Here is a 10,514-nt window from a genome sequence, read left to right on the forward strand (position 1 = left end):
GGCGGTGGATGGGGGCTGGGGTTGGCGGCATGGTGTCAGTCTTGCTTGGAGGCGTTGGCTTGCGCGTTGCCCTGGGTAGAGCCATCTGGGGTTTATGGATATGAGCAGGCGTATTGGGGTGTGGATCTGTACCGGTCTGCTGTTGCTGGCCGGTTGTTCACGGCCGCCTTGGGTGCCGGGTGGCCTGGAGTTGGCACCGCAGTCTGGCTTGGATGCGGGGTCGGGTGCGGGCATGGACGGCGGCAGACCGGAGCATGGGGTCTTGCCCTCGACGACCGGTTGCCCGCTGGCATATCGGCTCTATCGGCCGGAGGCGGCGGCGCGCTCGGCGCGGGAGCCGACGTTGGTGGTCTTGGGGCATGGGTTCCTGCGCTCGCAGGCGCGGATGCGCGGGTTGGCGGAGGCAATCGCGGCGGCCGGGCTGGCGGTAGCGACGCTGGACCTGTGCAACATGCGTCCCTGGGCCGGGCGTCATCAGCAGAATGGGTTGGATATGATCGCGCTGGCCCGGCATCTGCAGGCCGAGGTCGGCGGCGGGGAGCGAATCTATGTCGGGTTCTCGGCCGGGGGCCTGGCGGCCTTGGTGGCGGCGCGCCATGATCAGCGGGCGCTGGGCGTGGTCACTCTGGATCTGGTGGATACCCAGGGCATCGGACAGCGCGCGGCGCGGCAATTGGAGCAGCCGTTGTTGGGGTTGGCGGGGTCGCCGACCGATTGCAATGCTCAGGGGAACGCGGAGGCGCTCTTTGCCGAGCGCAAACAGGCGCGTTTGTTGCGGATTCCGCAGGCGGGTCATTGTGATTTCGAGGCGCCGACCGATGTCCTCTGCGAGTGGTTATGCGCGGACCCAGCACCGGGCACGGCGCGGGAGAAGAGGCGCTTGCGCGCGTGGGTGATGCGGCAGGCGGTGGCGGCGATCACGGCGCTGGCGGCTGGTCGGGCGGCTGAGTGGCCGTTGGAGAGCGCTCAATCCGGCTCGCCGTCCTTCTGGGCTTTCGAGTCGGACTGATCATGGAAACGAAAATGGCCGTAACGGACGACTAGAACCGCCAAGGCAAGGATGAGCACGGCCGCGCTGGTGGCGATCAGCTGGGCATCGCTCATGGTCTTCATACCGATGATCAAGTGACGCGCGAGTGCGACGATAGCGATATAGAGCGGAATACGCACCGGCAGGGCGCCACACTCTAAATAGATGCCAACCATGGTTAGCACTTCGAGATAGATGAACAAGAGCAACAGATCCGCTAGACTGACCTCGCGGATCTGGATCATCTGCCAGATCTCCTGACCCGCCGCGATCATAGCCGCGATGGTAATCAAGATGAGTCCAATCCCTTCGAACAGCTCGAGGGCACCCAAGCTAGCACGCCGCAGCAACCTGCGGGAGCCTCCCCCGTGCTCGGAATCCGCAGCGGATGGCGTTGAACATTTACTCATCATGGTCATTTACTCATCATGGTAAGAATACTATCCTAACCGATCGCGTCTAGCATCCCTTCACGCGACAATGGATTCGCGTGCTTGCCAGCGGTTGATCCGGCCCCAGCCTGACCTAACGCATACCCAGACGCGGCGCCTCGAGGTTACAAAAGCGCCACTGTCTACCGAACCTCCGCCGAGCAGCCCGCCTCTCATGCCTGACCAGCCCGCTGACGCCTTCCAAGACCTCGAGCCCGAGCTGATGGGCGATGGCCCCTCCAAGGGCCTGCGCGAGACCACCCTGCTCAGCCGCGATGCGCGCCTCGCTGGGCGGCCCAAGCTGTGCAGCGACTGCGGCCTCTGCGATAGCTTCCTCAAGCCCGAGATGGCGCGCACCTGCGTCTTCGTGCGCAACCAGACCGAGGCCATCGAGCAGCGGCTGTTCGGGCGCAACCGTCAGGACGGCGACGAACTGCGCTTCGGCATCTACCGCGACATGCAGATCGCGCGCATGAAACCGCCGGTGCCGGGCGCGCAATGGTCAGGCATGGTCACCACGCTCGGCGCGCGGCTGCTCGAGCGCGGCGAGGTCGAGGCGGTGATCACCGCCACCACCATGCCCGGCACCCGCTTTGCGCCGCGTCCGATCCTCGCCCGCACGCCCGACAAGGTGCGCGCGAGTGCCGGCAACAAACCAGCCCTCTCACCCAACCTCGCGCTGCTCGACGAGGTGCGCGCGCGTGGCGTCAAACGGCTCGCCTTCATCGGCACCAGCTGTCAGGTGCACATGCTGCGCGCCGCCCAGCCCCAGCTCGAGGCCGAGCTTGGCCTGGAACGGCTCGATGTGATCGGCATCCCCTGCAGCGACAACGTCGCCTACCCGGACCTGGTCTATTTCTTGGACCAAGTCTCGAAATCGCCCCGGACCATCGTCCACTACGAATTCATGCAGGACTACAGCCTGAAGATGCGCCATGAGGACGGCCACATCGAGCAGCTCAACTTCATCGACTTCCCGATGGACAAACTCGATGGCGTCTTCCCTTCGGCCTGTCTGTCCTGCTTCGACTATCCCAATAGCCTCGCCGACATCACCATCGGCTACATGGGCGCCCCGCTCGGCTGGCAATGGGTGCTGGCGCGCAGCGAGCGCGGCGAGGCGCTGTTGGAGATGCTGCGCCCGGAGCTGGAATTCCAGCCCGCGAGCAGCGCCGGCGATCGCCATCGCGGCATGCCGCGCTACCTGCAGATGCTGGCCAACCCACCCGGCAAGCCGCCGAAGCCGATCCGCATGCTGATCGCCTGGCTACAGCGCCATCGCGGACCGCGCGGGCTCGAGTTCGCGCGCGCCATCATCGAGATGAAGCTGTTCCGCAACCTGCAGCATGTGCGCGAGCGCTTCGGCCGCTTCGAGCAGCGCATCGTGCCAGCGCATGTCTATCGGACGCTCGCGCCCTATGCGGAGGACTATGCCGAGACCTTCGGCCGACCCTTGACGCCGGAGTCCGGTATCGAGCACCCAAGCGGTGACACGGCCTCTCGCGCATGAGCCAAGGCGCTGCTAAGAGCGCCCGAGGTGCGAACAGCGCACACCACACCAGATCAGGATTGGTCATCCTGCTGCTCGCACCGCTGCTGCTGATAGCGCTTGGCGCCGATGCGTCCGAGACCGAGCCGATCGAGGCATCCTTCGCTCCCCGTGACACGGTGCGCGTCGAGGCGAGCACCGACCGGCAAGCGGTCATCGTCGGCCAGCAGATCCTGCTCCGCATCCTCGTCATCGGTGAGGGTCCATTACCGCCGGGACGACTGATCCCACCGCGACCCGAGGGCGCCGATCTGCTGCGCCTCGGCGGCAGTGACGAGGGTTCCAAATCCTGGGTCCAGGAGCATCGCTATGCGCTGTTTCCGCGTCACGCGGGTCGACTCGAGATTCCGCCGGCGCTCTTTTCCGGCTGGTGGCCGGGCACGGACGGCCCCCAAGAGCGGCGCTCGGACGCCATCGAGATCGAAGTGGCGCCCGCTCCGCTCTCGAACGCCTCTTCCTGGCTCCCAGCAACTGCAGTCAGCCTGAGCGAGGCAGGCCCTAGCATGGTCCGCCTGGCGCCAGGGCAGGTCATCGAGCGCATGCTGACGCTGAAGGCCGTGGGGCTGCGCGCCGAGGATCTGCCGCCGATCCAACCGTCGGTGCCGTTTCAGCTCCAGATGCACGCGGATGCACCGCGACTCTGGAACCAGTACGGAGCAGACGGCGTCACCGGTTATCGCAGTGAGCGCATAACCCTCGGCAGCGCCGAGCCCGGTCTCTATGAGTTGCCTGGCGTGACGCTGGCGTGGTGGAACGTCGAGACCGCAGATTGGGAGCGCGCCCGCCTGCCCGCATGGCACCTGCAAGTGGCTGAACTCGACTCCGCCTCGCGCCGGCCGACACCGGCTTGGCAGCGCGCGGGCAGCACCGACCGGCGAGAGCCGAGCACCGGCACCGCGCCAACCCCGTCAGCGATCAAACAGCTCTGGCTGCTCGCGCATTGGCCCTGGCTTGCCGGCCTGCTCGGCGCGCTGCTGCTCGCCGGGCTGGCCTGGCGCCGGTCTCGACGCGCGCGCTGATCGCCAGGCAGATCGCCTATCACGTTCAGGCAACCACACTCTCGGCACCGCACTCAAGAAACCCTCTCCTGCTCGGACTCGATCAGCCGTTTCAGGGTGCGCACGTTGCGCTGGGCGCCCTCTTGCACCGCGTATCGGATTAGCTTCTCGAACGGGCGCATGATCAGCTCCAAGCGCCTGAGTTCGAAGGTAAAGGTGAGCTGGGTGCGATCCTCGGCCTGGGGCGCGATATGATAATCGACGAGGAAATTCGGCGCGTTGCTCTCGAAGGTCAGCCGCTGCGCAGGCTCCATCTGGGTGATGCGAAATACCGACTCGGTGCGCCGCCCCTGATCGACCCGCACTTGGCGCCCGACACTGCCAACGCGCAGCGGACCCTGGGTGTTGATCTCCAGCTCTTTGACCTCAGGTGACCAACGCGGATAATTCAGCGCGAAATCCTCCGCGATGAAGCGATAGACCAACGCCGGAGACCGTTCGATCTCGATACGGGCTTCTGCCTTGACCAAGGTTTCACCTCCGCTGACCAGTCTCGGATGATGGGCCTTGCGAGCGCCGCCGCAAGCGCTGGGTTTCTTTCCTTCAAGTGGGCCTCCGTGCTCGTCACGCAAGGATATTTTTTCGCAGTCACCGCTCGCCATGAACCAACAGTCCATCGACTCGACGCAAACCCTCCAAACGCCTCGGCCGCGTCGATCGCCCATCGACAGCCTCTACGATCTGATCACCGGCGACGAGGATGCGCGCGTCTGCAAGGACATCCCGAGCGAATCCTGCAACGACCAACCGCGCAACTTCTTTGCCTATCTGCTCGCCAACCTCTTGACCAAGGTCGCCGATGAACTGGCCAGCGCCAAGCTGGTGCTGCCCTGGCTGATCGGTTGGCTTGGCGCGCCGGCGCTGATCGTCGGCCTGCTGGTACCGATCCGCGAGGCCGGGGTGCTGCTGCCGCAATTGGCCGTCGCGGCCACGATCCGCCGCCTGCCGGTGCGCAAATGGGTCTGGATCATCGGATCTCTCGCCTCGGCCATCGCGCTGGCCTTGATGGCGCTGGCCGCGGCGACCTTCACCGGCGCCCTCGCCGGCTGGATCATCGTCGGACTCCTGGCGCTGTTCAGCCTCATGCGCGGGCTCTGCTCGGTCTCGGCCAAGGATGTGCTGGGCAAGACCGTCTCCAAGGCGCGGCGTGGCCACCTGATGGGGCTCGCGGCCGGGATCGCCGGCACGCTGACACTGGCGCTCGGCCTCGCGCTGCAGTTCTTCGACGAGGACGACAGCAGCAGCCTGCTCTTCATCCTGCTGCTCGGCGGCGCTGCGCTGTCGTTCGCCCTCGCCGCCGGCGTCTTCGTGCTGATCCGCGAACAGCCGGGCGCCACCGAGGGCGGCGGCAATGCCCTCAGTGCCGCCCTCGAGAGCATCGGCCTGCTGCGCACCGATGCGACCTTCCGCTATTTCGTGCTGGTGCGCACCGCACTGTTGAGCGTCGCGCTCGCGCCGCCCTTCTATGTGCTCCTGGCCGAGCAGGACAGCGGCGGCGACCTCGGCGCACTCGGCTTGCTGATCATCGCCAGCGGCCTGGCCAACAGCCTCAGCGCCCCACTTTGGGGCCGCTTCAGCGACCGCTCGGCGCGGCTGGTGATGGTCGTCGCGGCCGCCCTCGCCGGCCTGCTCGGCATCCTGACCTGGGCGCTGGAGCACTTCGCCGCCTCGCTGCTGACGGGGCTCGGCTTCGGCCTGCTGTTCCTGTTGCTCGGCATCGCGCATGCCGGGGTGCGACTCGGGCGCAAGGTCTATCTGGTCGACATGGCCAGCAGCGAGACCCGCGCCTCGATGGTCGCGGTCAGCAACACCGTGATCGGCCTCGCGATGCTGGCCGGGGGACTCATCGGGCTGCTCGGCGATCTCTTCGGCACCGCCTTCGTGATCCTGGTGCTTGGCATCGCAGCACTCGCCGCCGCCCTCTCCGCGCTCGGTCTACGCGAGGTCTCCGAGCCCGACTGAGGCGACTCGGAAGCGCCGGTTCAGAACACCGCGTGCGAGCGATAGACATATTTGGTCAGTTCCACATACTGGGCATTCATCCGGCGCAGGATGTCCTGGCTCACCTGGATGATGTTGCGCATCACGTTATAGACCAGCCAGGGGTCTTTCTCGAGCAGCGACTCGAAGGCGCTGCGCTCGAGACTACAGACCTGGGTGCGGCCCAACGAGCGCAGCGTCGCGGTATGCGGCTGGCCGCTGATGAAGCCCAGTTCACCGGCGAGATCACCGGTGTGGAGCACATGGATGGTGGTGAACTCGCCCTTCCCAAGATCCCGGGTCACGGCGATGCCGCCCTCGGCAATGATATGCAGACTATTCTCGACGTTGCCCTCGGCGATCAGTACCTCCTGATCGGCCAGTCGCCGGCAATAGGCGATATTGGCCAAGGCATAGACCTGATCATCGCTGAGCCCGGCGGTCAGGGGTGAATGGCGAAGATAGGTGAAATCGGTTTCATCGGTCATCGATCTGGTCCTCGGTTGACAGTGAGGGCGGATTCTAACGACGCGCGAGGAAATAACCTAGCAACGCGGCGGTCGAGGCATCGTGATCCGCGCTGACCTCGCCGGCCTCGAGTTCGTCGATGATGACGTTGGCGAGCTTCTTGCCCAGCTCGACGCCCCACTGATCGAAGGAGTTGATGCCCCAGAGGATGCCCTGGGTGAAGATCTTGTGCTCATAGAGCGCGATCAACGCCCCCAAACCGTGCGGCGTGATCTGCTCGAGCAGGATCGTGCTCGTCGGCCGGTTGCCGTCGAATTGACGCTGCGGCGCCAGCCGCTCGGCCTCGGCCTCCGAGGCCCCAGCGGCGATCATCTCCTCCTTCGCCTCCTGCAGCGTGCGCCCGCGCATCAGCGCCTCGGTCTGCGCCAGGCAATTGGCGATGAGCAGATCATGGTGGTTGCCGAGTGGATGGTGGCTCTTGATCGGCGCGATGAAGTCACTCGGGATCAGCTCGGTGCCCTGATGGATGAGCTGGTAGAACGCATGCTGGCCATCGGTGCCGGGCTGGCCCCAGACCACCGGCCCGGTGCTGTAATCGACGCGCTGGCCCTCGCGGGTCACATGCTTGCCGTTACTCTCCATGTCGCCCTGCTGGAAATAGGCCGGAAAGTATTGCAGGGACTGATCATAGGGCAGGATCGCGTGGGTCTTGGCACCGGCGAAATTGCGATACCAGACCCCGAGCAGGCCCAGGATCACCGGCAGGTTTTGCTCCAGCGGCGCCGAGCGAAAATGCACGTCCATCTCGTGGGCGCCGGCGAGCAGCTCGGCGAAGCGCTCGAAGCCGACCGCGATCGCGATCGGCAGCCCGATCGCCGACCAGAGCGAATAGCGCCCGCCGACCCAATCCCAGAACGCGAACATCTGATCGGTATCGATGCCGAACTCGGCCACTTTCTCGGTGTTGGTGGAGACGGCGACGAAGTGGTTGCGCACCGCCTTGTCATCACCGAGCGCCTCGACCAGCCAGCGCCGGGCGCTCTGGGCATTGGTCATGGTCTCCTGCGTGGTGAAGGTCTTGGAGGCGACAATGAACAGCGTGGTCTCTGGGTTCAGGCCCCGCACCGTCTCGGCTAGGTGGGTCCCGTCGACATTGGAGACAAAGTGCGGGCGCAACTGATCGGACTGATAGGGCTTGAGCGCCTCGCAGACCATCTTCGGCCCCAGGTTGGAGCCGCCGATGCCGATGTTGACCACATCGGTGATGGCCTTGCCGGTGTGTCCCTTCCACTCGCCCGAGCGTACTCGCTCGCTGAAGTCGCGCAGGCGCGCGAGCACCCCGTCGACCGCCGGCATCACATCCTCGCCGTCGACCAGCGTGGGCGCATCGGCGCGGTTGCGCAGCGCCGTGTGCAGCACGGCCCGATCCTCGCTGAGATTGATGTGCTCGCCGGTGAACATGCGCTCGCGCCAGTGTTCGAGGTCGACCGCGCGCGCGAGATCGAAGAGCAGCCGCAGCGTCTCATCGGTGGCGAGATGCTTGGAGAAATCCAGATGCAGCCCGGCGGCATCAGCGCTCATGCGCTCGGCGCGGGCTGGATCATCGGCGAACAGCTCGCGCATGTGCCGCGAGCACATCTGCTGCCAGTGCCGTTCTAGGGCCTGCCATGCTGGGGTCGAACTCACGAGTGCCATCTTTGGGACTCCCTCGGCTGAGTGGATGGTCGATCGAAGGCGATTGTACGCTGGCAACGATGAGGATGCCGGCCAGCGGCGGCAATGTCAGGCGCTAAGTTCGCTAGCGCAGAGTCAGGGCTAGGCCGCTTGGCATAGCATGGAGTGAGACCGACCGCTATCACCTAGCAGCCCTCGACCACCCCATACTGACCCTGAGCGCATGCCATGACCAAAGAAAGACAAAGCAACAAGGAAACGAAGAAGAAACCCGGCCTGACGCTGAAGGAGAAGCGCAATGCGAAGAAGACCAAGCAAGAGCCCAAGGGCTTGATGGACAACGCCAAAGGCGGCTCGACGGCATAGCTTGATCGCTACGCCGACGACCGGATAGGGAGATTCAACTATAGCCACAGAGCCGCTTGGAGAACTGCCGCAGCGCGATGACGCCGCTCGTCTCGGCGTGCTGGAGCCAGCGCTCCAACTGCTCGACCAACTGCTCGCGCGAGGCGTTGGAGCGGCTCCATAAGGCGACCAGCTCCTGGCGCATCGCGTAGAGGATGCTCAACAGCGGACTGGCCGCGAGCGACCGCTCCAGGATGAGGCGCTCGGACGCGGGCAGGTTCTCCGCCCCCCGCTGCAACCCGCTCTGGACGACTCGCAGCGTCCTCTTCTCGCCGAGCCCGAAGGCCGCCCCAAGTTGCCTTTTGCGCACCTCTTGCTTGACCGTCGACTTCAGACTGCCGGCAAACCTGGCCAGTACCGCATAGCGATGGATGACAATGGCCTGTAAGGTGTTGGCATCGCAGTGCCGCTTGCTCGGGTCGATCTGTATCTTGGGCGCCACGCGCCGCACCTTGGCGAGTCCCACTGCCGCGAGCAGGCGGATATAAAACCAGCCGATGTCGATCTCCCACCACTGATTGGAGAGCTTGGCTGAGGTGGCGTAGGCATGGTGGTTGTTGTGCAGCTCCTCGCCACCGATCAGGATGCCCCAGGGCACGATGTTCCTGGAGGCATCATTGGGTGCGAAGCGGCGGTAGCCCCAGTAGTGGCCGACACCGTTGATGACCCCGGCGGCGAAGAACGGAATCCACAGCATCTGGACCGCCCAGACGGTGAGCCCGATGGGACCGAACAGGATCAGATCGATCACCAGCATGAGCCCGATGCCAAGCTGGCTATGCCGCGCGTAGAGGTGGCGCTCGAGGGCGTCGTTGGGCGTGCCGTGCCCGTAGCGCTCCACCGTCTCCGCCACCGCAGCCTCGCGGCTATAGAGATCGACGCCATCGAACAGGACCTTGTTGAGCCCGTAGATCTGCGGGCTGTGCGGATCATCCGAGGTCTCGCACTTGGCGTGATGCTTCCGATGGACGGCGACCCAATTGCGCGTGATGATTCCGGTGGTGAGCCACAACCAGGCGCGGAAGAAATGGCTGACGATCGGATGCAGGTCCAAGGCGTGGTGCGCCTGGTGCCGGTGCAGGAAGATGGTGACCGAGGCGATGGTGATGTGGGTCAAGCCGAGGATGACGAGTACATACCCCCACCAGGGCAGTTCAATGAGACTAAGTGGCATGAGATCGGACTCCAAGTTGTGATAGGTCGTGATTGATATAGCTTGATCCTCACGCCCGCTGGAGTCGGTACGGTATCGCACATTGATGGAACACCGTGGACGCTGGCGTGATCGGGGCTCGCGCCGGCCTTGATCATCCCTTAGCCCACCTACGGCGGCTATCCTTCGAGCAGCGGATTAAGAGTCTGATTTTGCTGACTTAAACAGGCCATTGTTGACCGCTACGCTAGGTGTTGGACCAGGCGATGACCAAGGCCCGCAGCATGATCGGGATGGCCCAAAGCTCGCCTAGGCGTAGGACCGTGACGTCCTGATAGGCGGCGATAAAAAGAGCCTTCGGTCAGGATCTTCTCATTTTAAATCTTTGTAGTAGCCTTCGGCTTGCTCTTGATTCATAAGAACTTCACAACTATTCATTGATGACGTTTTACCCATCGACTAACCGCACTACATCAAAGACAGCCCTGGAATAAGCCCAGAGACGGACAATAGCCAGAGAATCACGATGAGCACGACGAGCACATTCAGGATCTTCTTGATTTTACCGTCCATTGGCAGGTGGTTATTGATCAACTATAGGATCAATCCGACAACGACGAGGATGACGATCAATGTGATTATTGTCCAGCCATTTGTAATCCAGACAACTAACGCATCTGGTCTATAATTAAAGCAGGCGATCAGACCACCCTGCGGAGGATATCATGGCCAACGAGTGGATGAACGATGCCCGCAAGATTCCGGA

The 10,514-nt window shown here is 64.1% G+C and carries 11 protein-coding genes; 5 read left to right on the forward strand and 6 right to left on the reverse strand.

All coding sequences use genetic code 11. The features are described from left to right. Positions 1–100: 100 nt before the first annotated feature. On the forward strand, positions 101–1,009 hold the full coding sequence (locus CCR82_RS17640; RefSeq protein ID WP_201247129.1) for an alpha/beta hydrolase: 909 nt from the start codon (positions 101–103) through the stop codon (positions 1,007–1,009). Here CCR82_RS17640 and CCR82_RS17645 read toward each other — a convergent pair. Beyond that, positions 967–1,362, reverse strand: a complete 396-nt coding sequence (locus CCR82_RS17645; protein ID WP_276570602.1) for a phosphate-starvation-inducible protein PsiE — start codon at positions 1,360–1,362, stop codon at positions 967–969. The genes CCR82_RS17640 and CCR82_RS17645 overlap by 43 nt on opposite strands. A 274-nt stretch (positions 1,363–1,636) precedes the next feature. Here CCR82_RS17645 and CCR82_RS17650 point away from each other — a divergent pair, with 274 nt between their 5' ends. After that, positions 1,637–2,971: a Coenzyme F420 hydrogenase/dehydrogenase, beta subunit C-terminal domain gene (locus CCR82_RS17650; RefSeq protein WP_242513585.1), complete on the forward strand. Its 1,335-nt coding sequence runs from the start codon at positions 1,637–1,639 to the stop codon at positions 2,969–2,971. A gap of 59 nt (positions 2,972–3,030) precedes the next feature. Then, positions 3,031–4,029 carry a BatD family protein gene (locus CCR82_RS17655; protein ID WP_201247130.1) on the forward strand — a complete coding sequence of 333 codons (999 nt, stop codon included), beginning with the start codon at positions 3,031–3,033 and terminating at the stop codon, positions 4,027–4,029. 53 nt (positions 4,030–4,082) lie between these two features. Here CCR82_RS17655 and CCR82_RS17660 read toward each other — a convergent pair whose 3' ends face one another. Beyond that, positions 4,083–4,538: an SRPBCC family protein gene (locus CCR82_RS17660; protein ID WP_201247131.1), complete on the reverse strand. Its 456-nt coding sequence runs from the start codon at positions 4,536–4,538 to the stop codon at positions 4,083–4,085. Positions 4,539–4,668: 130 nt separating this feature from the next. Here CCR82_RS17660 and CCR82_RS17665 point away from each other — a divergent pair, with 130 nt between their 5' ends. Next, entirely contained in the window at positions 4,669–6,030 is a 1,362-nt protein-coding gene (locus CCR82_RS17665) for an MFS transporter (RefSeq protein WP_201247132.1), read from the forward strand. Positions 6,031–6,050: 20 nt separating this feature from the next. On the opposite strand, the gene CCR82_RS17670 is transcribed toward CCR82_RS17665, so the two are convergent. After that, on the reverse strand, positions 6,051–6,536 hold the full coding sequence (locus CCR82_RS17670; RefSeq protein ID WP_201247133.1) for a cyclic nucleotide-binding domain-containing protein: 486 nt from the start codon (positions 6,534–6,536) through the stop codon (positions 6,051–6,053). Positions 6,537–6,570: 34 nt separating this feature from the next. After that, positions 6,571–8,211 (reverse strand): glucose-6-phosphate isomerase, encoded by a 1,641-nt coding sequence (gene pgi / locus CCR82_RS17675; RefSeq protein WP_201247134.1) that lies wholly within the window; start codon positions 8,209–8,211, stop codon positions 6,571–6,573. 207 nt (positions 8,212–8,418) lie between these two features. On the opposite strand from pgi, the gene CCR82_RS17680 reads away from it, so the two are divergent. Next, positions 8,419–8,556, forward strand: a complete 138-nt coding sequence (locus tag CCR82_RS17680) for a hypothetical protein (RefSeq protein WP_201247135.1) — start codon at positions 8,419–8,421, stop codon at positions 8,554–8,556. A 34-nt stretch (positions 8,557–8,590) separates the two neighbouring features. On the opposite strand, the gene CCR82_RS17685 is transcribed toward CCR82_RS17680, so the two are convergent. Continuing rightward, positions 8,591–9,769, reverse strand: a complete 1,179-nt coding sequence (locus CCR82_RS17685) for a DesA family fatty acid desaturase (RefSeq protein WP_201247136.1) — start codon at positions 9,767–9,769, stop codon at positions 8,591–8,593. Between the two features lie 447 nt (positions 9,770–10,216). Next, entirely contained in the window at positions 10,217–10,342 is a 126-nt protein-coding gene (locus tag CCR82_RS19165) for a Thivi_2564 family membrane protein (protein WP_338073207.1), read from the reverse strand. Between the last annotated feature and the right edge of the window lie 172 nt (positions 10,343–10,514).

The sequence above is a fragment of the Halochromatium salexigens genome (assembly GCF_016653295.1).
In the GTDB taxonomy this organism is placed as follows: Bacteria; Pseudomonadota; Gammaproteobacteria; order Chromatiales; family Chromatiaceae; genus Lamprobacter; species Lamprobacter salexigens.